At 44.7% G+C, this 21210-nt stretch carries 19 protein-coding genes and 8 tRNA genes; 9 read left to right on the forward strand and 18 right to left on the reverse strand.

Features of this window, described 5'->3' with window-relative positions:
• Positions 1-6: 6 nt before the first annotated feature.
• Positions 7-2148 (forward strand): phosphate acetyltransferase, encoded by a 2142-nt coding sequence (pta, locus tag E5672_RS04380; RefSeq protein WP_136781099.1) that lies wholly within the window; start codon positions 7-9, stop codon positions 2146-2148.
• Positions 2149-2253: 105 nt separating this feature from the next.
• Here the strand turns inward: pta and E5672_RS04385 are convergent, their stop codons facing one another.
• The 6 genes from E5672_RS04385 to miaB all read right to left on the reverse strand — a co-directional run bounded on the left by E5672_RS04385 (position 2254) and on the right by miaB (position 8818).
• Positions 2254-3045: a hypothetical protein gene (locus tag E5672_RS04385; RefSeq protein ID WP_136781100.1), complete on the reverse strand. Its 792-nt coding sequence runs from the start codon at positions 3043-3045 to the stop codon at positions 2254-2256.
• Between the two features lie 168 nt (positions 3046-3213).
• Positions 3214-4719 (reverse strand): apolipoprotein N-acyltransferase, encoded by a 1506-nt coding sequence (gene lnt / locus E5672_RS04390; RefSeq protein ID WP_136781101.1) that lies wholly within the window; start codon positions 4717-4719, stop codon positions 3214-3216.
• A gap of 106 nt (positions 4720-4825) precedes the next feature.
• Positions 4826-5683 carry a CNNM family magnesium/cobalt transport protein CorC gene (gene corC, locus E5672_RS04395; RefSeq protein ID WP_136781102.1) on the reverse strand — a complete coding sequence of 286 codons (858 nt, stop codon included), beginning with the start codon at positions 5681-5683 and terminating at the stop codon, positions 4826-4828.
• Between the two features lie 116 nt (positions 5684-5799).
• Positions 5800-6276 carry an rRNA maturation RNase YbeY gene (gene ybeY / locus E5672_RS04400; protein WP_136781103.1) on the reverse strand — a complete coding sequence of 159 codons (477 nt, stop codon included), beginning with the start codon at positions 6274-6276 and terminating at the stop codon, positions 5800-5802.
• Positions 6273-7355 carry a PhoH family protein gene (locus tag E5672_RS04405; RefSeq protein ID WP_136781104.1) on the reverse strand — a complete coding sequence of 361 codons (1083 nt, stop codon included), beginning with the start codon at positions 7353-7355 and terminating at the stop codon, positions 6273-6275. Before E5672_RS04405 ends, ybeY begins: the two co-directional genes overlap by 4 nt.
• Before the next feature lie 29 nt (positions 7356-7384).
• The gene (gene miaB, locus E5672_RS04410; protein WP_014948994.1) at positions 7385-8818 is read right to left on the reverse strand and encodes a tRNA (N6-isopentenyl adenosine(37)-C2)-methylthiotransferase MiaB; all 1434 of its coding nucleotides are present in this window, start codon (positions 8816-8818) and stop codon (positions 7385-7387) included.
• 305 nt (positions 8819-9123) lie between these two features.
• Between miaB and E5672_RS04415 the strand changes: the two genes are divergently transcribed.
• The 3 genes from E5672_RS04415 to E5672_RS04420 all read left to right on the forward strand — a co-directional run bounded on the left by E5672_RS04415 (position 9124) and on the right by E5672_RS04420 (position 11066).
• Positions 9124-10323, forward strand: coding sequence for an FAD-dependent monooxygenase (locus E5672_RS04415; protein WP_136781105.1), 1200 nt, complete (start codon positions 9124-9126; stop codon positions 10321-10323).
• Positions 10323-10499 carry a hypothetical protein gene (locus E5672_RS19855; protein ID WP_014948996.1) on the forward strand — a complete coding sequence of 59 codons (177 nt, stop codon included), beginning with the start codon at positions 10323-10325 and terminating at the stop codon, positions 10497-10499. Before E5672_RS04415 ends, E5672_RS19855 begins: the two co-directional genes overlap by 1 nt.
• Positions 10500-10583: 84 nt before the next feature.
• Positions 10584-11066: a hypothetical protein gene (locus E5672_RS04420; protein WP_136781106.1), complete on the forward strand. Its 483-nt coding sequence runs from the start codon at positions 10584-10586 to the stop codon at positions 11064-11066.
• A 77-nt stretch (positions 11067-11143) separates the two neighbouring features.
• On the opposite strand, the gene E5672_RS04425 is transcribed toward E5672_RS04420, so the two are convergent.
• Positions 11144-11734 carry a TetR/AcrR family transcriptional regulator gene (locus tag E5672_RS04425; protein ID WP_136781107.1) on the reverse strand — a complete coding sequence of 197 codons (591 nt, stop codon included), beginning with the start codon at positions 11732-11734 and terminating at the stop codon, positions 11144-11146.
• A 149-nt stretch (positions 11735-11883) separates the two neighbouring features.
• On the opposite strand from E5672_RS04425, the gene E5672_RS04430 reads away from it, so the two are divergent.
• Entirely contained in the window at positions 11884-12435 is a 552-nt protein-coding gene (locus tag E5672_RS04430; protein ID WP_136781108.1) for a carboxymuconolactone decarboxylase family protein, read from the forward strand.
• A gap of 153 nt (positions 12436-12588) precedes the next feature.
• Here the strand turns inward: E5672_RS04430 and E5672_RS04435 are convergent, their stop codons facing one another.
• Positions 12589-12771, reverse strand: coding sequence for a hypothetical protein (locus tag E5672_RS04435; protein ID WP_136781109.1), 183 nt, complete (start codon positions 12769-12771; stop codon positions 12589-12591).
• 206 nt (positions 12772-12977) lie between these two features.
• Here E5672_RS04435 and E5672_RS19860 point away from each other — a divergent pair, with 206 nt between their 5' ends.
• Both E5672_RS19860 and E5672_RS04445 read left to right on the forward strand, forming a co-directional pair.
• Positions 12978-13148 carry a hypothetical protein gene (locus tag E5672_RS19860; protein WP_167483132.1) on the forward strand — a complete coding sequence of 57 codons (171 nt, stop codon included), beginning with the start codon at positions 12978-12980 and terminating at the stop codon, positions 13146-13148.
• A gap of 578 nt (positions 13149-13726) precedes the next feature.
• A complete protein-coding gene (locus tag E5672_RS04445; protein ID WP_136781110.1) occupies positions 13727-16288 on the forward strand; it encodes a TonB-dependent receptor plug domain-containing protein in 2562 nt (853 codons plus the stop codon).
• 176 nt (positions 16289-16464) lie between these two features.
• Here E5672_RS04445 and E5672_RS04450 read toward each other — a convergent pair whose 3' ends face one another.
• Complete coding sequence (locus E5672_RS04450; protein ID WP_136781111.1) at positions 16465-17049, reverse strand: acyl-CoA thioesterase; 585 nt, start codon at positions 17047-17049, stop codon at positions 16465-16467.
• Between the two features lie 92 nt (positions 17050-17141).
• Here E5672_RS04450 and E5672_RS04455 point away from each other — a divergent pair, with 92 nt between their 5' ends.
• On the forward strand, positions 17142-17762 hold the full coding sequence (locus E5672_RS04455; protein ID WP_136781112.1) for a flavin reductase family protein: 621 nt from the start codon (positions 17142-17144) through the stop codon (positions 17760-17762).
• Positions 17763-17811: 49 nt separating this feature from the next.
• Positions 17812-18468: a cupin domain-containing protein gene (locus tag E5672_RS04460; protein WP_136781113.1), complete on the forward strand. Its 657-nt coding sequence runs from the start codon at positions 17812-17814 to the stop codon at positions 18466-18468.
• A 171-nt stretch (positions 18469-18639) separates the two neighbouring features.
• Here E5672_RS04460 and E5672_RS04465 read toward each other — a convergent pair whose 3' ends face one another.
• The 9 genes from E5672_RS04465 to E5672_RS04505 form a co-directional block, all read right to left on the reverse strand.
• Complete coding sequence (locus E5672_RS04465; protein ID WP_136781114.1) at positions 18640-20046, reverse strand: alanine/glycine:cation symporter family protein; 1407 nt, start codon at positions 20044-20046, stop codon at positions 18640-18642.
• Between the two features lie 342 nt (positions 20047-20388).
• Positions 20389-20464: transfer RNA gene (locus E5672_RS04470), tRNA-Gln, on the reverse strand.
• 4 nt (positions 20465-20468) lie between these two features.
• Positions 20469-20553: transfer RNA gene (locus E5672_RS04475), tRNA-Leu, on the reverse strand.
• 32 nt (positions 20554-20585) lie between these two features.
• Positions 20586-20662 (reverse strand) — tRNA-Met (locus E5672_RS04480).
• A gap of 52 nt (positions 20663-20714) precedes the next feature.
• Positions 20715-20790 (reverse strand) — tRNA-Gln (locus E5672_RS04485).
• 2 nt (positions 20791-20792) lie between these two features.
• A tRNA-Leu gene (locus E5672_RS04490) sits at positions 20793-20877 on the reverse strand.
• Between the two features lie 35 nt (positions 20878-20912).
• Positions 20913-20988 (reverse strand) — tRNA-Gln (locus E5672_RS04495).
• A 4-nt stretch (positions 20989-20992) separates the two neighbouring features.
• A tRNA-Leu gene (locus E5672_RS04500) sits at positions 20993-21077 on the reverse strand.
• Positions 21078-21112: 35 nt separating this feature from the next.
• A tRNA-Met gene (locus E5672_RS04505) sits at positions 21113-21189 on the reverse strand.
• Between the last annotated feature and the right edge of the window lie 21 nt (positions 21190-21210).

Here is a 21210-nt window from a genome sequence, read left to right on the forward strand (position 1 = left end):
GTAACTATGTCTCGCAAAATTATGTTGATCCCCGTGGGTACCAGTGTGGGCCTAACTACGGTCAGCATGGGTCTTGTTCGTGCTATCGAAGAACAAGGCATAAAGCTCAACTTCTTTAAACCAGTGGCGCAACCGCGCAAAGGTGATAATGGCGAAGAGCGTTCTACAGCAATAATCGCCCACCATGCCAGCGTTTCACCAATCGAACCATTCGAGCTTGAATACGTTGAGCGGATGATAAGTAGCGACAACACCGATGAGCTTCTAGAAGAGATCATTGAACGTTTTGAAGAAAAAAGTGTTCAAGACGCGGTGACTGTCATTGAAGGGCTTGTAACAACCCGCCATCATCCTTACGCTGAGCGCTTGAACTTAGAGATTAGCCGAGCACTTGATGCCGATATCGTTTTCGTGACTGTGCCTGGTAATGAGTCGACCACTGATATAAATCACCGTCTTGAAATTGTGGTAGACACCTATGGCGGTCATAAAAGTCAGAAAGTGGTAGGCTGCATATTTAATAAGGTTAATGCGCCGTTTGACGAGCATGGTCGACTTCGCGCTGATATTGGTGCGATTGAGGCACCTGAGCACGATGAAGAGCGAACCCAAGCACTGCGAGACTTACCTATTTTCAAAAAAGGGTTGAGCCTGCTTGGCACCATCGATTGGAGTGCTGACTTAGTATCTCCTCGCGCTACAGATGTAGCAAAGCACCTGAACGCTAGCTTGTTAAATGAAGGTGAATTGGCAGAACGACGTTTAAGCAGCGTCACGTTTTGTGCCCGAGAAATTCACAACATGACGCATACCCTAAAGCCGGGTGCGCTACTTGTAATGTCGGGCGATCGGGGTGATGTGTTTGTATCGTGCTGTTTGGCAGCGTTAAACGGTACTAAGCTAGGCGCGCTCTTGCTTACAGGTGGCTACCAGCCAGATGAAAATATTATGGCGTTGTGCAGCCAGGCCATGGAAACAGGTCTGCCTGTTATGCTTGTAAATTCTAATACATGGCAAACTGCCCAAGCACTTCACGCATTCAACCAAGAAGTACCGGTTGATGACAGCCAGCGTATTGAGAAAGTGATGGTGCATACGGCGGAAAGTTTAGATGCGAGTTGGGTGAATTCACTAACGCAAAAAGTCTCCCGCCAGAAGAAGCTTTCCCCGTCAGCGTTCCGCTTCTATCTCACGAACAGAGCAAGACAAGTAAACAAACGCATTGTGCTACCTGAAGGTAACGAACCAAGAACCGTAGTAGCGGCATCTATCTGCGCAAAGCGCGGCCTTGCTCGACCCGTATTGTTAGGTGATGAAACCGAAATTAGACGGGTAGCAGAACAGCAGGGCGTTGTGCTCAGTGAAGGCGTCGAAATTCTATCTCCTTCAGCTATTAAAAAAGACTATGTTGAAGGCTTAGTTGCACTGCGCGGCCATAAAGGTGTGACTGAAGTAGTTGCTCAGGAGTTACTGGAAGATAATGTGACTCTAGGTACGATGATGCTTCAGCAGGATGACGTAGACGGGTTAGTATCCGGTGCAGTAAATACCACTGCGAACACTATTCGCCCAGCGCTTCAGTTAATTAAAACAGCTGAAAACGCCTCGTTAGTATCGTCAGTATTTTTCATGCTACTACCTGACCAAGTTTTGGTTTACGGTGATTGCGCGATTAACCCTGATCCTAACGCACAGCAGCTAGCCGATATCGCAATTCAGTCTGCTGAATCGGCGCAGATGTTTGGGATTGAACCAAGGGTTGCAATGATAAGCTACAGTACTGGCTCTTCAGGTGCAGGTAGCGATGTAGAGAAAGTGCGTGAGGCAACTAAAATTGCGCAAGAGCTGCGCCCCGATTTACTTATCGACGGCCCGCTTCAGTATGACGCTGCGGCCATTGAAAGTGTGGGTAAGAGCAAAGCGCCCAATAGCCCGGTAGCGGGTAAAGCAAACGTATTTGTTTTCCCAGACCTAAACACAGGTAACACCACTTATAAAGCGGTACAGCGTAGCTTTGACCTAGTGTGTATTGGCCCTATGCTGCAAGGCATGAGAAAGCCAGTCAACGATTTAAGCCGCGGTGCGCTGGTTGATGATATTGTATTTACCATTGCACTTACTGCTATTCAGGCGGCAGGTAACGTTTAACGTTCTATTTAACAACTACCTATCTGTTGTAAGGTAGTTGCTGCTAACAAAAACGGTGCTACTTCAAATGAAGTTAGCGCCGTTTTTTGCGCTTTTGGTTGTATTTTACTCACCCATCAGCTTGTCATTTTTGAGGGGGATACTGTTATTATTTGTATCTCTGGCATTTATGATTACAAAAGCCTCATTGATAAAATCTAAAGTAATCTTGATCCTTCCGTTTTGATTTCCATTTTTTAGTGCTTCTGGAGATGTGTAAAAGATTGCGTTTAAGTCCAGGTCTAAATCTTTACCATTTGGTAATTCAACGGCTTGTAGAGATGAGTCCAAAATCGCTAAAACATCCTTTTTCGCTCCACCAATAAACCAGTCATATACATCGTTTCGTTGGTAGCTAGCTGACAAAAATTCGTAGGGAGAACCTTTGACCAAAATGACGCCCTTAGAGACATAGCCAGATTTATTGTCGAAAGTATTAAGAGAATATTGCGGGTGAGTCGGAGATATTATGTGTGTTTTACTATCTAAAGATGAGTCGTATAGCTGGTAAGAAAAGTTAGCGATATAGGCACCGAGTGCATCTCTGAAGCGAAAGTAGAGATCTATGTCGCGTTGTTCATTAGTTGAAAAATTAACAGGGGTGGAGTTTGTAACTGGTTCTCCATCGCCATCAATTTCTAAACTAGTGCGAAATTTATGTGCGGTCGCATTCCTGAAGTTTACAACGGCTATATTGCTTGAGCCGACTCTTTTCTGGCTCAGTTCTGCTGTCCGTTTCATATCGTCATAGGTACACCCATTACATGGGGTAAGTTTAATAGTAGCACTGGCTTCATAGCTGACGAGTGTAGCCGCAATAACTACAATTACTGTAAATAATATAGCCTTAAGATTCATAGCGTCTCCTTCAATTCCTTGGATAGACGAATTCTTTGAGGTTAAAACGATTCTTTCGCGAAATTAGTATCGCAAGCTCGCTCCTACTGGTTTTTTAAGTAATACAAGTTGGATAGTTCCTACATTGGCATAGCACAAACATTGTTACAACCCGCTGCTATTGAGCAATCAGCGCTGCCTGCGTTTAATTAAGACCGCGCAAACAAACAGCAGACTAACAATAAACCAAACGCCTAGCTCTTGAAGATGGTAATACGGTGTAAACCCTCTGGTTGCGACAACTGGCGCCGAAATATTACCTGCCATGAATTGAGGTAGCCGAGCAGTTATTTCGCCTCTGTGGTCTATAAAAGCCGTAATACCGTTATTTGTTGCCCTAACCACAGGGCGCCCCAACTCAAGAGCACGCATTTGCGCTATTTGCAGATGCTGAGCAGGGCCGTGAGAATGTCCAAACCACGCATCGTTGCTCACGGTAATGATCATGTCTGTATCTTCATATACATTTGCCATCACTTGATGAGGAAACGCAATTTCAAAACATATAGCGGGGGCTAGGTGAATGCCGTTAGCTTCAAGGTTTGCCTGTTGATAGTCACCTCGAGAGAATGATGACATAGGTAAATCGAATAGGGGGGCGAGGGGGCGAAGCCAGTCTTCAAAAGGTACAAATTCGCCTACAGGCAAAAGATGATGTTTCGAAAATCGGTTGTTGTGGAAATATTGATAGTCGGGATAAGCGGCATCTGGCGTGCGTTTACCTAGCACAATGAGGTTATTCCACGCTTCATCAGTTTCCCAGTTATAATTAACAATACCCGTAATAAGTGCCGTGTTCTCTTGAAAGGCTCTTTCATTAACCTTAGCAAGATAAGGTTGTGCCAAAGGCTCAAGCTTAGGGACAGCCGCTTCAGGCCAAATAATGAGGTCGTTATCCCACAAGCTCTCGGTTAATTTCCAATACGTGTCCATGGTTGGGCCATCTTGCTCTGGCACCCATCGCAAGCTTTGCGCAATATTGCCCTGGGCCATGCCTACCGAATAGGTTTTGTTTGGGGTGACCCAAGTATGTTGTTTAAGCAGGTAGCCACTGGTAAATAAGCACAGCGCCACTAGCACTGCGTTGGCAAAGGTTCGTTTATTATGAATTAACGCAAATAGGGTAGCGCTAATAACGATAAGCGCGCTTATTCCTGTTTCACCAATAACCGGGGCAAAGCCAGACAGCGGACTTTCCAGCTGACTATAACCCAAAGATAACCATGGAAAGCCACTTAACATCCAGCTTCGCAGCCACTCTGTTATTACCCAGAAAAAGGGCAGTGTCATAGGCCATAACTGTGGCGAAAAATATTTAGCTGTAAATTTTGTGGCAAGCGCTGGGTACAATGCTAAATAACCGCAAAGTAACGCCATGAGTGCGATAGAGGCAATAAGCGGGAGGCCGCCAAAATCGGCAATGCTCACATGAACCCAGCTTATCCCAGCCCCAAACCAGCCTGCGCCAAATAACCATCCGGCTAAAAACGGGCGATGATTAAGCTTTATGACTTGACGTATAGCCAGTGCCAGCGCAGGAATAGTTAAAAGCCACATGTTAAAAGGAGCGAAAGCAAGAGTTAAGCTTGCGCCACTCAACAAAAGAAGAAGGTGGGGAGTGAACCGTTTCAGCATAGGAGTCATCTGATCGTGGTTGATAGGGTTGTTATATCAACATAGGGTAAGCATGCATAAAATCACGCTGCCCTATGCTGAAACAGAAGTTGTTTGAATTACTTTGCTATTCTAGCGAAGGCACTGAAACCTTAAGTTGTATAAGTCGGCGCTTGTCTGAGTTTGTCACCTTAAACTGAATATCGCCAATGGTGATTTCATCATTGGTTTCAGGCATATGACCAAACGCCTTCAGCACAATACCGCCTATAGTGTCGGCTTCTTCTTCGCTAAACTTGGTTTCAAAAAACTCGTTAAAATCGTCAACCGGCGTTAACGCTTTTACAGAGTAAGTCGATTTATTTAACGGACGAATATCATCGGTACCATCTTCTTCTGTATCGTATTCGTCTTCAATTTCACCCACAATAATTTCAAGGATATCTTCAATTGTGACTAGACCAGACACACCGCCGTATTCATCTACAACAATGGCCATGTGGTAGCGTTGCTGACGGAACTCTTTAAGCAGCACGTCCACGCGTTTACTTTCTGGAACAATAACCGCAGGGCGAAGAATATCGCGAAGGTTGAACTCTTTTTCCGTGTTAAACGCAAATGCTAAGAGGTCTTTTGCTAATAAAATACCTTCAATGTGGTCTTTATCTTCGCTAATAACGGGAAAACGGGAGTGGGCAGATTCAAGCATTACAGGTAAAAACTCTTCTACCTTTTGCTCTACATCAATGGTGGTCATTTGAGCGCGAGGGATCATGATATCCCTTACTCGCATTTCATTTACGCCAATAACCCCTTCAATCATTTCACGGGTTTGTGGGTCTATGATTTCGTTCTGTTCAGCATCGGTAATAACCGATACCAACTCTTCTTTACTTCTCGGCTCGCCAGAAATTGAATTTTTTAGTTTATCTAACCAACTCTTGCCTGATGAGCCGTTGGTAGAGTGAGGATTATCGTCGCTCATAATGTCCGTTTAATTGTTAGTTCAACGCCAACGTTAAAATGGTTCTTGCTGGTCGTCAATGTTTTATTGTTATTAAGTGTTAAAGTGCTTAAATAACAATTGTTTATGTTGATTTGTTATTCAGTGGCTTCGTAAGGGTTAGCAATGCCAAGGCGCGCAAGAATATCTATTTCCTTGCTTTCCATTTCTTCAGCTTCCGCATCATCAATATGGTCGTAACCCATCAAATGCAATAGCCCGTGAACCGTCATGTGGGCATAGTGATCGCCAACTTTTTTCTGCTGTTCGTAGGCTTCGCGGCTTATCACCGGCGCACAGATAACGAGATCGCCTAATAAGTTTATTTCAATACCGGGGGGGGCCTCAAACGGAAAAGACAGCACATTGGTTGGCTTATCTTTCCCTCTGTATTCATGGTTAAGGCTTTGGCTTTCAGCTTCATCAGTAAAGCGAATGGTCACTTCTTGCTCTGATAACCCTTCGTACTCAAGTACGGCATTAGCCCAAAGCTCAAGCTCTGAAGGTGAGGGTATAGCTGATAAAATAGCCTCGTCACCTTCAAATGCTTGCTGTACATCGATAATGGCGGTCACGATGCGTTGTCGTCTTTCGTTTGCGTGGTGCTGTCGTCTTGAGAAGCCTGTTCACGCTGAAGGCGCAATGCTTCTTCTTTACGTGCTTTGCGCAGTCGCTCTTGTTCAGCGTCGTGCGCTTCGTAGGCTCTTACAATACGTGCCACTACAGGGTGACGAACCACGTCTTCAGCGTTAAAGAAGTTGAAAGAAATGTCATCTACTTCGCTTAACACTTCAATAGCGTGGCGTAGACCTGATTTTGCACCGCGAGGTAAGTCTACCTGCGTGATGTCACCCGTTATCACCGCTTTCGAATTGAAGCCAATACGGGTTAAGAACATTTTCATTTGCTCTACCGTCGTGTTTTGGCTCTCATCTAAAATGATAAAGGCGTCGTTCAGTGTTCGACCACGCATATAGGCAAGCGGCGCAACCTCAATCACGTTGCGCTCCATAAGCTTTTCTACTTTTTCAAAGCCCAACATTTCAAACAGGGCGTCGTAAAGCGGACGAAGGTATGGGTCAACTTTCTGTGAAAGGTCGCCGGGCAAGAAGCCGAGTTTTTCACCAGCTTCTACCGCAGGGCGGGTAAGCAAGATACGGCGAATTTCTTGTCGCTCTAGTGCATCCACAGCAGCGGCAACGGCTAGGTAAGTTTTACCCGTTCCGGCAGGTCCAATACCAAAAGTAATATCGTGGTTTACTATGTTCGCCACATATTGCGCTTGGTTAGGATTGCGCGGCTTAATAACACCGCGCTTGGTTTTAATATTCACTTCTTTGCCGTAGCCGCCGGTTGCGTCTTTTTCAATAACGCGGGCTTCTTGAATGGCAAGGTGAACTTGTTCTGCTTCTAGCTCGGGAATACGGCCCTTAATAGGCTGAGTTTCTATATAAAGAAGCTTAAGTAATTCGCTAGCACTTTTTATTTGCTGCGGTTCACCCAACACCTTGAATGCGTTATTGCGGTAGGTAATCTCTACGCCTAACCTGCGCTCAATTTGTTTAATGTTGTCATCAAAGGGGCCACATAAACTCGACAAACGTTTGCTATCTGCCGGTTCTAATTCAAATTCGTTACTAACCAATGTACTCAAGCTACTTTTTTCCTCGCTATAAAATGTGTTTAGGCTGGGTTAAATTGTCCCACGCCAAGCTCATCGGGCAAATCTGCCTGATGCTTTGCCATGATAGATTGGGGCGAAACGGCAACACGCAAGCCCATTTCGCTCTCTCTGCGCACAACTTCACCACGTAGTGAGTTGGTGAACACATCTGTAATGTTCACATCAACGAATTCGCCAATCATGTCAGGCGTACCTTCAAAGTTCACGACACGGTTATTTTCAGTACGTCCAGAAAGCTCCATTGGGTTCTTCTTAGACGGACCTTCAACCAAAATTCGCTGCTCTGTGCCAACCATGTGACGAGCAATACGTAGGGCTTGCTGCGTAATACGCTGCTGAAGAAGGTGAAGGCGTTGCTTCTTAGTTTCTTCACTTACATCATCTACTGCGTCGGCAGCAGGCGTACCCGGGCGAGCACTGTAAATAAAGCTGAAGCTAAGGTCGTAATCGACTGCCTGAATCAAATCCATGGTGGCTTCAAAGTCTGCATCAGTTTCACCTGGGAAACCAATAATGAAGTCGCTCGACAAGCTAATGTTCGGGCGAATTTTCTTCAGCTTACGCATTTTAGACTTGTATTCGATTGCTGTATGGCCACGCTTCATCAAGTTCAATATACGGTCAGAGCCGCTTTGGACAGGCAAATGTAAGTGGTCTACTAATTCAGGAATAGACGCGTATGCTTCTATAATGTCATCAGTAAATTCAACCGGGTGTGAGGTGGTGTAACGAATTCTGTCAATACCGTCTATGGCCGCTACTAATTCAAGCAACTCAGAGAAACGACAAATTGTACCGTCGTAATTTTCACCGCGATACGCGTTAACGTTTTGACCTAGAAGATTGACTTCACGCACGCCTTGACCTGCAAGCTGAGCGATTTCAAGCAATACGTCGTCAACAGGGCGACTTACTTCTTCACCACGGGTGTAAGGCACAACACAGAACGTGCAGTATTTTGAACAGCCTTCCATAATTGAAACGAACGCCGTTGGACCTTCAGCACGTGGTTCAGGTAAACGGTCAAATTTTTCAATTTCCGGGAAGCTAACGTCAATGACTGACTTTGCGCCGCCCTGAAGCTGATTGATCATTTCAGGCAAGCGGTGCAGTGTTTGTGGACCAAAAACTAAGTCTACGAACGGCGCGCGCTGACGAATAGTATCGCCTTCTTGAGAGGCTACACAGCCGCCCACACCGATAATAAGTTCAGGTTTATCTTGCTTAAGTGTTTTCCAACGTCCCAGCTGGTGGAACACCTTTTCCTGTGCTTTTTCACGAATAGAGCAGGTGTTAAGCAAGATAACATCGGCTTCTTCAGCACTTTCAGCAGCACTGTAGCCATGCGTTGAGTCTAGTAAGTCTGCCATTTTCTCCGAGTCGTACTCGTTCATTTGGCAGCCCCAGGTTTTGATATACAGCTTTTTAGTCATAACAACTATTCGATAACCTGTTAGTGTTCCTGTAAGTGAAAGCAGTTTCACCCTTTTTAAGCAAAGGTCGCTGCCAGAATGTTGTTTTACGAGCGGCGCTTAAATCGCTACGCAAAAAACAGTGATAGTGTCAGTTACAGGAAGATGTTCAAAATAGCCGCATATTTTACCTGTTATGTAAGCATATTCCCAGTATCTTGAGACGATTCGTTAAGAATTGATCTAGGGCAAGCCAGTTCTACGTTTTACTTCACAGCGCTTTGTGTTTTAAGACATAATGCAAGTGCGTGTTTTAAGGAGAGTAAATGGTCGATTTTTGTATAAATGGCGGCGGTATGGTCGGCGCTGCGCTCGCGTTGGGACTTGCTAAGCAGCAGTTTAAGGTAGCAGTGATAGAGCCGTATCTACCGGCACCTTTTAACCCCGAGGATGGGCCAGATTTAAGGGTTTCAGCTATCAGCGAAGCATCGGTGACTCTACTAAAAGCCCTTGGCGCTTGGGAGCACATAGCCGCCATGCGCGTAAAACCATACACTGGTCTTAGCGTATGGGACGACCCAGCCCATCGAACAGACTTTACCGCGCAAAGTATCGACATGCCCCAATTGGGCTTTTTTGTGGAAAACCGATTGTTGCAGCTAGGATGCCACCAAGCATTAAAGCAGTGTGACAATGTTGAGCTTATCACTGGTCAAATGGTTCAAGATATTCAGTTAGCGAATACGGCAAAGGTCAACCTCTCAAACGGCGAAACCATTGAAGCCAAGTGGCTTGTTGGCGCAGATGGCGCAAACTCACAGGTAAGAAAGGCGGCCGGCATAGGCACCACAGGTTGGCAATATGCGCAGCAGGCAATGGGGATCACCGTTAAGATGGAGAACGCCGTTGAACCTGTAACCTGGCAGCAGTTTACATCAAGCGGCCCCAAAGCCTTTTTGCCCATGTTTGATAACTACGCCTCGCTAGTTTGGTATGACTCGCCTGACGAACTCAAACGGATTAAAAGTTTAAAAGCGAGCCAGCTTGAAAGTGAAATTCTTAAAACGTTTCCCGATGAATTGACCGAAAATGGCAATCGCTTTTCGGTTATTGATAAAGCGATTTTTCCGCTTACCCGTTCCCATGCTAATCAATACGTTAAAGGCAGATGTGTGTTAGTTGGTGATGCAGCACACACCATTAATCCACTTGCGGGGCAGGGCGTTAATTTGGGCTTTAAAGACGTAGAAACGTTTCTATCTGTAAGTTCAGAGTTTAAACCTAATAACAACGAAAGCTCATTATCGATAGACGCTCAGGCATTTTCGCAAAGGCTTATCAGCAACTATGAAAGGCCACGTAAACGAGATAACTTGGTGATGATGACGGCAATGGATGGGTTTTATACCTTGTTTAGCAATGACGTTGCCCCCATAAAATGGATAAGAAATCAGCTTCTTTCTGTGGCGCAGCGTATAGAGCCTGCTAAACAAGAAGTACTCAAGTATGCGATAGGGTTGCGATAATGGAAGTGTTAATTTTACTGGCGGTATTGTTTGGTGCACTGGCATTGATTATACCGCTTATAGAGCGTTCTAAAATGCGAATCAGTAACGAGGATGCAGCAAAATGGGCTAAGTGGATTTGGCCTTTAATGGGAATTTTGCTGATTGCTCAGTTATTGCGGTTGCTGTTCTCTTAGTCGCTTATGCTTGCGTTTAGAAAGCCATAAAGTCTAGGCACTTGCTAAAGTTAATTCGCTTGATTTTTAAAAAGGTTCAAAGGAATGACCGTACAATTCTCGCAAGGGTTCTCTAATCAATGTCCACAAGTCAATTTAAAGGGTTATAGCCTTTATTATATTTGGCAAGGGCATCCAGCAGACAAAGGTGAAAAACACTTTTATCAGTTGAAAAGTAAACCTGATCCCGAAAAGGTAGAGGTGATGTCTGCATGCTGGGATGGCTACGCAGGCAGTTACCAGCTAACTGCAGAAGGAAGGCTCATTCTCACTCGGTTTCATTACTTCCTTCCCGACGGTTTGGGCGAGTCTGATGACTTACTTGAGGAACTGCACGGCGACTTTTACTTAGAGTTTAGAACCCACTTTGAGGGTGATCAGCTGTACGTACCTTTCGCTGAGGGTAAAGTGGCTATTGACCAGAAACAGTGGGTGGAGATAAAGCGAACCTATATCAATCCGAAATCGAACAACACTGTTTTTTTCGCTTGGTTTAAACGGCTCATACCGAACCGCTTATTTAAATAAACCATTGCCTAATCAATTGATTTCATAGCACTTGTTGTGAAATGTGCTGCTTCATTTTTTGTAAGCCTTCATCTACATTAATGGGTTTGTTGCGGCCATTGCCCTTTTAAATCGACCATAACCTTGTCGATCATCTGGGTGGTTGCTAGATTTTCATCTTGCATAAGCGCAAACGCGCGTAAGCCCACAAATTGATTTTGAAGCCACTCCGCAGCCAGTTTTGCTGGTGTCTGTTCAGGCAGTTCACCTTTTTCGATACAGGCTTCAATAATATCTCTAAAACCAGCCTTGAGGGTTTGCATGCTCTCAAGTACTGCTTTTTTGGCTATATCACCGATGATATCTAATTCAGCAATAGACTTTACCAGTAAGCATTGGCGCATGTAGCGTTGTTCGTCGGGGCCAGTTAACGCTGTTTCAAAAAAATGATAAAGCGCGCCAAGCGGCGACTCAGCTTCTGCTACCTGCTTCAAGCGTTTTTCGCTGTTCTGTGCGTATTGTTCTATGACAAGCTTAAACAAGCCTTCTTTGCTTTGAAAGCGAGCATAGATACTACCCGGGCGCATATCCAATGCCTGCTGAATATCACGCATACCTGCCGCCTGAAAGCCTCGCTGCCAAAAAAGCGTAGTGGCTTTTTCTATAATTTCATCGTGGTCATATTTCATCGCTGCATACCTTATACGTGAATATTTTGAACATGTGTTCAATTATCGCTTGAACGATCGTTCAAGTAAACCTATTATTATCACCATAACGAATTGTGAGGAGCGTAACGCGCCACTCACGTTTTTGTTCACATCAATAGGAGAGTGACATGAGCGATTTTACTTTACACACAAAAGAAACTGCACCAGAAGCAGCAAAGCCACTAATCGATAATTCTGTAAGCGCATTTGGTATGCTGCCGAACCTTCACGCGGTAATGGCAGAAGCGCCAACGCTACTTGAAGGTTATCAGGTGCTACATAAGCTGGCGCAAGAGACTTCGTTCAACGCAGAAGAGCTAACAGTGGTTTGGCAGGCAATTAACGTTGAACATGCTTGCCATTACTGTGTTCCAGCGCACACAGGCATTGCTAAGAGCATGAAAGTACGCGATGACTTAATTGAAGAGTTACGTAACGACGAAGCTCTGTCTGACAGCAAACTGAATACGCTGAAAGACACTGTGCTTGCCGTTACTCGTGGTCGAGGCAATGTTGACAGCGCGCAGCTAGATGCATTCTATACTGCTGGCTACAAACATCAGCAGCTACTAGAAATTATTCTTATTTTGGCTCAAAAAGTAATGAGTAACTATACAAACCACTTGGCCGAAACACCGGTTGATGAGCCGTTCAAACAATTTGAATGGTCACCTAAGTAAAATTCGGTAAAGCTTATAAAAACGGAAGCACAGCTTCCGTTTTTTGTTTTAGCCTATCTTACTTACAAAGTGAGAAACGCTGGATAAAAGTGCACGTACTGGCGCAGCTATAATAAGCACAGTTAGTGTGTTTTGAACTGTCGAAGGTAATATTTAGGAAGCCAAAGGTAGTTGAGGACTCAGCTCTTCTACGGTTTCAATTGCAACTAGCTCTTCATAACCTTTCTGCTGCAGTAAGGTTTTCAAATCATCGCAGCTACTACATTTGTTTCTTTTGGCGATAGCCACCGCTTCAATAAAGCACGAGAGATGAGTTATAGATTGTGCCTGTGTCATGGTCTACTTTACTTCTTTTTTACTTAAATTCGTAATTGATACTTTCAAAACAAGACTATGGCTCAACCTGAAGTCAGTCATGTGACAACGCTATGACGCTTTTATGAAAAAAATAGGAGATAAAATAAATTCTTCTTGAAGTGTATATACGTATGCTATACATTTTTAGCTCGAATGAAGTAGGCTGATCTTATTAAAGAGTTAAAATGTCTGAGAAAAACAATAAAAAGAAGAAAAAGAATAGTCAGATGATTATTCGCATTAACGACGAAGAGCGAGCGCAATTTATAGCCTTGTGTGAAGAGTTGGATACATCTGCCGCTCGTGAGGTAAGACGCTTTATTCGAGAATATATCGCTAAACATGGCGACCAATAATCGCGTTGCTAAATCATTCTTAGTAAAAGCGACACTACAAACAATGATAAGGACTTAAATCATGGCTAAGAAAAAAGAGCTTAAAAAAGAAATAAAAGTTACAAAAGCTAAAATTGCTAAGCAAGAAGGGAAGCTTAAAAAGCTTAAGAAGAAGCTAAAAAAAGCGTAAGTGGTAAGTAGAACGAAATAGTGTAAAAGGCGTTCCTAATAGAGCGCTTTTTTTATGTCTACTGTCCCAACTATATTCATTATCGAGAGTTATAGTCTCTAGCAAATAGCTCTGTTAACTCTGCAATAGATAATTCCGTCACTTCATCTTTAAAATTCTACCCGTCGTCGATATTAAGGAATTATTACAACTTTAGTATTGTGCGAGCGAATCTATTTGTGATTTACTCAGCCCGAAAGCACACGGTGCTTTTCATCTCTAATAATAATAAGTCTGATCAGACAATCTGGCGTTTAGCAGTACCCCACAACAGAATGAAGAATTTGTATTTGAACGTGTACTCATGTTTTCAAGTACAAGCAGTCTCACTTCAATAAATAGAAATTTATAAGAATTCAGGAACAACACAATGCAACAGGCAAAATTTAACGCTTCTGCTTTTAAGCTTTCCCTTATTGCTTCTGCGATAGCTGGAATGCCTTTTTCAACGTCAGTTCTTGCACAAGACCAAGCAACTATTGATGAACAAGATGTTGAGCAAATTCAAATTGTAGGTTCACGACGGGTTGGTCGCACCGTCAATGATTCTCCAGTGCCTATTGATATTATTGATGCATCTTCTATTGAGGCGACGGGCCTAACTGAAACCAACATGATTTTAAATCAGTTACTGCCTAGCTTTAACTTTCCTCAACCCTCTATTACCGACGGCACGGACCATGTGCGTCCAGCACAGCTTCGAGGCTTAGCGCCAGATCACACCTTGGTATTGGTAAATGGTAAGCGTCGTCATACATCGGCACTACTAAACCTAAACGGCTCTGTGGGACGTGGTTCTTCAGCTGTGGATTTAAATGCCATTCCAGCAAATGCGATTAAACGTATTGAGGTGTTACGAGACGGTGCTGCGGCACAATACGGTTCAGACGCTATCGCAGGTGTGATCAATATTGTATTAAAAGACGCGGCCGAAGGCGGTGAAGTATCGGCCACTTACGGTGCTAATGTAACAACGATGGACGGTGTACCAAACCTTGAAGGGGTAAGTATTGGTGCTGATGGTAACTTAGCATTTGAAGAAGGCAGTGATCGTGAAGTAACCGACGGTCAAACCTTCACTCTTCGAGGTAATGTGGGCTTCGAATGGGGTGACGATGGCTTTGTTAATGTGTCTGGTGAGTACCGCGACCGAGGCCAAGCGAATCGCTCAGACTACGATCAGCGAGAAAACTATGCACGGGATGCTGACGGTAATTTAGATCCCCGTGAACTTACTGTTAATCGCTACAATCATGTTTACGGAAATGGTGAAGTTGAAGACTACGCGTTGTTTGTCAATGCGGGCAAAGCGTTAACTGACAGCGTTGAGTTTTATACCACAGCTGGATACAGCACCCGTGACTCGGTAGGCGGTGGGTTTTATCGCCGTGCACAAGATTCTCGAAATATAGTCGAGATTTATGAAGACGGTTTTCTACCTTCTATTCAAACAGACATTACGGATATGTCACTACTAGCAGGTATTAAAGGCTACGGCGATGTATGGAATTACGACTTATCTGTCACTCACGGTGGTAATGAACTTGAGTACGGCGTAATCAACACATTAAATACGTCTTTAGGTCCAACTAGCCCAACTGAGTTTGACGCAGGAACGCTTGAGTACAACACCACAATTATTAACGCAGATGCGTCACGATTGGTTGATACCGGGTTATTTTTCAGTGAAATGAATTTTGCGATGGGTGCAGAGTACCGTCACGAAAGCTATGAAATTACGGCGGGTGAAGAAGGGTCTTATATTCAAGGCACATTTGGTCCTGGCGGTGTTGTAACTGATCCTGTTGAAGGCCCGTTTGGTGCCGCAGGCTCGCAAGTATTCCCTGGCTTTACGCCAGAATCTGCCGGTGAGAATAGCCGTCATAACTATAGCTTTTATGTAGATGTAGAAGCTGATGTTGTAGAAAATTGGAACGTGGCGGTAGCAGGGCGCTATGAAGATTATTCTGATTTTGGCAGCACGTTTAACTGGAAAATGTCGCACCGTGTAACACTCAGCGAGGCATTTGCCCTTCGCGCGTCGGTATCAACAGGCTTCAGAGCACCATCATTGCAGCAGCAGTTCTTCACGTCTATCGCAACCGTATTTGTTGATGGTGAGCCCACCGAAACAGGCACGTTTGCACCATCGAGCGATGTTGCACAAGCGCTGGGTAGCCCTGGTCTTGATGCGGAAGAGTCGAATAACTACAGTGCAGGCTTTACTTACTCGCCAACCGCTGATTTCAACTTAACCGTAGACTTCTATCGCATAGACATTGACGATCGTATTGTGTTGTCGAACAACTTATCTGGCGAAGGAATTGAAGCACTACTTGAGGGTACTGGCGCTAATCAGGCTCGTTTCTTCTTAAATGCGATAGATTCGCGCACGCAGGGTGTGGATATAGTTTCTACGTACACACTAAATACGGCCGACTATGGTGCATTTAATTTTAACGCAGGCGCTAACTTTAATGACAACGAAGTAACCAGTGTTATCGATGCGCCGGAAGTATTGCAAAACGCAGGTTTTGACCAAGACAACCTGTTTGATGACGTGGAGCTTCGTCGTTTTGAAACGGCTTCACCTGACAGCAAATTGAATTTGGGTGTTACGTGGAACTACGACCGCTATTCAACTACATTACGCACTACTCGTTACGGTGAGGTGGAAGACCCATCGTCGGTTGAAGCGCGCAATGAAATCATTCCATCAGAATGGATCACAGACTTAGACGTTCGCGTTGCGCTTACAGAGGGACTTACTGTTTCTGTTGGTGCCAACAATATTTTTGATGTGTACCCAGAAACCACCCGTGAATTGGTAGATGAAGTTACTACATTCTCGCGCTTGTTCCCGTATTCAGGCTTCTCGCCTTATGGTTTTACAGGCCGCTTTGTTTACGGAAAAGTGTCGTATAGCTTCTAATTATGCGCTTACTGCATAAGTAAGAGTAATTAATTAGCGGTTTCAAAAGCCCCCAATGCTTGGTTATTCCAAATGTTGGGGGCTTTTTTGTTTACTGGATAACACTTAATAATGCCCAGAGCAGGGCGCTGTCAAAGCTTAATACTCTAGGCGACACCGTTTTAAGTGCTTTCTCTTTAATCTTCTACATTTCGCTTAGCTGGCACTTCATCTCGTTCAAAGGTAACTGTGCACCTATGCGCATCGAGAAGGGCAAAGTCTTCCTTTGGAATAAATGCGTCGTAGTCACGTTGAAGTTTAACTTGTGCTTCTTTTCGGATTTTACTGCGGCGGATAGCCGTTACAAAATTACGCATTTCATAATGCGTAGACAACTCAAGCTCTGGAACGGCAACGGGTTTACCGTTGTCATCTTTCGCCACCATGGTGAAAAAGCTGTTGTTAGTATGCTTAACTTCGTTCGTTTTAATGTTTTCGGTGGTGACTTTTATTCCCACAACTAAGGACGTGTTTCCCACATAATGGACGGTAGCATCAAGGTGAAGCAAATCACCCACTTCAACGGGCTGTAAAAACTCAACGCCATCAACGGTAACGGTTACACAATAAGCCCCAGCGTGTTTGCTTGCGCAGGCATAGGCAACCTTATCCATTAACGATAAGATTACGCCCCCATGTACTTTTCCGCCAAAATTAGCAAAAGATGGCACCATTAATTCAGTGAGTCTTGTTCGTGAAAAAGCAACACTACGTGCAGTCATAAACACCCTTATTTTTATTAGTCTTGAAAACGGTAGGTAGCGTAGCTATATCAACGCTAGATTTTACATTAACACACTTTTAAGGAATGGCTTTGTCACAAACGCATTTTTACCAGCCAAAAGAAGGTCATGGCCTTGCTCACGACCCATTTAACGCGATTATCGCGCCACGTCCTATCGGATGGATTTCTACAAGGTCTAAAGCGGGAGTGTTAAACCTTGCCCCGTATAGCTTTTTCAATGCCTTAAACTATACGCCACCTATTATTGGTTTCTCTGTAGTAGGCAGCAAAAAAGATTCTTTGATAAATGTGCAGGAGACCGGGGAGTTCTGTTGGAATCTGGTATCGGAAGATTTGGTTGATGCAATGAACACAACAAGCAAACCTCTAGCACCCGAAGAAAGCGAGTTCGACCATGCAGGGCTGCAAACTATCGACAGTGAAATAGTGCAGGTTCCCCGTGTAAAAGCGAGTAAAGTCAGCATGGAGTGCAAGCTTACCGATGTGGTACAGCTAAAGTCAGCCTCAGGTGATGAAGTAAATAGCTGGTTTATCATGGGCGAAGTGGTGGGCGTACACATTGATAAGTCGCTTATAGAAAACGGTGTTTACAGCACGCTTAAAAGCGCGCCAGTGAGTCGTGGCGGCGGACGAGGCGACTATTACACGCTATCTGAAGACAACTTTTTCGAGCTGCTAAGGCCTGAGTAATGGTCGTTCAAAAACCTCGACATCGCTTCAATATCGAACGGTGATATATATGTTAAATATGAACTTTGATGAACGCCTAGCGATTAATACGCAATTGCAAGAGTGGCAGGCGTCACCGTCGTCCACGGTATGGCGTAAACCCTTAGAGCGTGAAGCAAAAGAGTCGGGTCATACAACCAGCGTGGTGAAATATGAACCCAGCGCAAGTTTTAAGCAGCATAGTCATCCGTATGGTGAAGAAATGTTGGTGCTTGAAGGCGTGTTTTCCGATGAGCATGGAGATTACCCTGCAGGTACTTACCTTCGTAATCCTCCTGGTAGCAAACATAGCCCGTTTAGCAACGAAGGCTGCGTGATTTTAGTGAAGCTGAATCAGTTTGATAAACGGGATCTGGCTAAGGTTAGAGTGAACACTAATACGGCAGAGTGGCTACAAGGGCAGGGCGGTTTACAAGTGATGCCTCTCCACAATTTTGAGCATGAACACGTGGCGCTGGTTAAGTGGCCTGTGGGCGAGGTATTTAAGCCTCATAAGCACTTTGGCGGTGAAGAAATTTTCGTACTGTCGGGTACATTCAAAGACGAACACGGCGAATACCCCAAAGGTACATGGATAAGAAGCCCGCACATGAGTCAGCATCATCCTTACGTTGATGAGGAAACAGTTATTTGGGTGAAGACAGGGCACTTGCCAGTAGCCTTGTAGGCTGCCATTTCATTTGTCGCAGGTAAATCAAAACCAGTGTTTTACATGCGGTCAATTGCTACAAACGAAAAAGGCTAACCCGAGGTTAGCCTTTCTTTTGTTTAATCTCACTAGGTCAAAGTTAGCCTGGTAACATCTAACTCTAAAACACTAACCTAGTAAAAGCCGGACTTAATCCCAAATACCCTCTTCTGACTTACCCTGTATTTCACAGTCGCCCGCTTTGTATTCCATGTTTGCGCCACTATCTTTTTTCTTAAAGTAGTCTTTGCTGATAGACACAATGGTAGGGGTCATCCATACAATAGCGATGATGTTAATCACCGTCATTAGGCCCAACGCCATATCGGCCATGGCCCATACCTGAGGTAGTGCCGCCTGTGCGCCCCAGTAAATCATGCCTAAATAACCAATGGTGTACACTGCACGGCCTATTTTGTTATCTAGCTTGAACATATGCAGATTACTCTCGCCATAGGCATAGTTTGCCACTACAGACGTGAATGCAAATAAGCTGATGGCAGCTGCCACAAAGTCAGTACCGCCTTCGCCTAAATGACTGCTCATGGCGTCTTGCGTTAAGCGTATGCCTTCCATTTGATCAGAGCTTGAACCGCCAGCAAGCAGAATGATAAAAGCAGTAGACGTACACAGAACCAGTGTATCTAAGAAAACACCTAGCATCTGAATATAGCCTTGCGATACAGGATGATTAGGGTTTGGCACGGCACTCGCCGCGGCGTGCGGTACAGAGCCGCTACCTGCTTCGTTTGAATAAAGGCCACGTTGAATACCATTTTTAATAGCCGCACCGAGTGCGCCAGCGCCTGCTTCCTGCAAACCAAATGCTGATTTAACGATATCAAGCAGCATGGCTGGCAGTTCGGAAATATTAAGAAAGGTAATGACAAGTGCCACAAGCACATAGCCTATTCCCATAAATGGCACCACAAACTCGGCAAAGCGGGCAATGCTTTTAAGGCCTCCTACTACAATTAAGGCTGCCAGAGCAATAATGGCTAGGCCAACATATTCAGTAGGGAAAGAGTACGCATTGTTTAATGCATCGGTAATAGTATTGGCTTGAACGGCACTGAAAACAAAACCGTAGCCAAAGAATAAACACAGCGAGAAAGCGACAGCTAGCCAGGTTTTATTCAAACCTTGCTTGATATAGTACGCAGGGCCGCCACGGAACTCGCCGTTTTCGTCGCGCACCTTGTATAGCTGCCCTAATACACTTTCAGCAAAGCCGGTAGCCATACCTAGAAGGGCAATCATCCACATCCAAAAAATAGCACCCGCGCCACCTAGTGATATAGCAACCGCTACGCCAGCTAAGTTACCCGTGCCTACACGAGCCGATAAGCTGGTACACAAAGCTTGGAATGAACTGATCCCGTCTTTAGTCGAGGTGTTACTGCCTTTAAGCAGGCTGAACATATGGCCGAAGTGCCTAAGCTGTACACCACCAAGTTTTACGGTAAACCAAATACCACATGCAAGCAGCATAATGATAAGTACCTGGCCGTCTCCCCAAAGAATATTGTTAACTAATGAAACGAATTCGTTTATCACGCACTTTCCTTCGTTATTGTTTTAATTGCTGCTCGGCGTGTAAAGATGAACTGAACATGACAGGAGCGTTGTCAGAACAAACGCTTCGGCATAAGCAAACACATATTTGCTAAACCTTGGAATAAGCCGAGCTATATCGATAAAGAACCAATACTAGCACGACAGTTAAATGATTGGACAATGAAAACGTACTGAAATTATGACGTTTTATGCTCGCATATAGCAAATTTATTCATTTAGAAGGGAAGGGCGTAGGTTTTTTAACTAGAATCTACCAGCACTTTTTAGAAAGGGTAAACACAAACAAAAAAGCCACTCAAAAGAGCGGCTTTTTCAAGAATATGGCTGGGGTAACAGGACTCGAACCTATGAATGGCGGGATCAAAACCCGCTGCCTTACCAACTTGGCTATACCCCAATATTGGTGCGGAAGGAGAGACTTGAACTCTCACGCCGTGAAGCACTGGAACCTAAATCCAGCGTGTCTACCAATTCCACCACTTCCGCAATGTAGACTTCCAATTAAGGAATGTAAAAGTTGGTGGCTACGGCGAGATTCGAACTTGCGACCCCATCATTATGAGTGATGTGCTCTAACCAACTGAGCTACGTAGCCTAAACTTTTATCTTCAATAAAAAGCCGCTCGATGAGCGGCTTCTCAAGAATTTGGCTGGGGTAACAGGACTCGAACCTATGAATGGCGGGATCAAAACCCGCTGCCTTACCAACTTGGCTATACCCCAAATGGTGCGGAAGGAGAGACTTGAACTCTCACGCCGTGAAGCACTGGAACCTAAATCCAGCGTGTCTACCAATTCCACCACTTCCGCGTAGACGCTAGCTATAATAGTCATTCAAAAAAGAATGGCTGGGGTAACAGGACTCGAACCTATGAATGGCGGGATCAAAACCCGCTGCCTTACCAACTTGGCTATACCCCAGTCGTGGTGCGGAAGGAGAGACTTGAACTCTCACGCCGTGAAGCACTGGAACCTAAATCCAGCGTGTCTACCAATTCCACCACTTCCGCGCAGCTAGACTTTCCTAAAAGAGATAAATGAGAATTGGTGGCTACGGCGAGATTCGAACTTGCGACCCCATCATTATGAGTGATGTGCTCTAACCAACTGAGCTACGTAGCCTTGCTATTCTCTTCCCTCTCA

Origin of the sequence: Alteromonas portus, assembly GCF_005117025.1 — a bacterium.
GTDB lineage: Bacteria > Pseudomonadota > Gammaproteobacteria > Enterobacterales > Alteromonadaceae > Alteromonas > Alteromonas portus.

Bases quoted from the DNA above. Each gene is read 5' to 3' on its own strand.
- E5672_RS04425 (WP_136781107.1), bottom strand. From the start codon at position 11,734: ATGAAATATGACCACGATGAAATTATAGAAAAAGCCACTACGCTTTTT.
- E5672_RS04430 (WP_136781108.1), top strand. From the start codon at position 11,884: ATGAGCGATTTTACTTTACACACAAAAGAAACTGCACCAGAAGCAGCA.
- E5672_RS04435 (WP_136781109.1), bottom strand. From the start codon at position 12,771: ATGACACAGGCACAATCTATAACTCATCTCTCGTGCTTTATTGAAGCG.
- lnt (WP_136781101.1), bottom strand. From the start codon at position 4,719: ATGCTGAAACGGTTCACTCCCCACCTTCTTCTTTTGTTGAGTGGCGCA.
- pta (WP_136781099.1), top strand. From the start codon at position 7: ATGTCTCGCAAAATTATGTTGATCCCCGTGGGTACCAGTGTGGGCCTA.
- E5672_RS04385 (WP_136781100.1), bottom strand. From the start codon at position 3,045: ATGAATCTTAAGGCTATATTATTTACAGTAATTGTAGTTATTGCGGCT.
- E5672_RS04450 (WP_136781111.1), bottom strand. From the start codon at position 17,049: ATGACTGCACGTAGTGTTGCTTTTTCACGAACAAGACTCACTGAATTA.
- E5672_RS04460 (WP_136781113.1), top strand. From the start codon at position 17,812: ATGTTAAATATGAACTTTGATGAACGCCTAGCGATTAATACGCAATTG.
- E5672_RS19860 (WP_167483132.1), top strand. From the start codon at position 12,978: ATGTCTGAGAAAAACAATAAAAAGAAGAAAAAGAATAGTCAGATGATT.
- E5672_RS19855 (WP_014948996.1), top strand. From the start codon at position 10,323: ATGGAAGTGTTAATTTTACTGGCGGTATTGTTTGGTGCACTGGCATTG.
- miaB (WP_014948994.1), bottom strand. From the start codon at position 8,818: ATGACTAAAAAGCTGTATATCAAAACCTGGGGCTGCCAAATGAACGAG.
- E5672_RS04420 (WP_136781106.1), top strand. From the start codon at position 10,584: ATGACCGTACAATTCTCGCAAGGGTTCTCTAATCAATGTCCACAAGTC.
- corC (WP_136781102.1), bottom strand. From the start codon at position 5,683: ATGAGCGACGATAATCCTCACTCTACCAACGGCTCATCAGGCAAGAGT.
- E5672_RS04445 (WP_136781110.1), top strand. From the start codon at position 13,727: ATGCAACAGGCAAAATTTAACGCTTCTGCTTTTAAGCTTTCCCTTATT.
- E5672_RS04415 (WP_136781105.1), top strand. From the start codon at position 9,124: ATGGTCGATTTTTGTATAAATGGCGGCGGTATGGTCGGCGCTGCGCTC.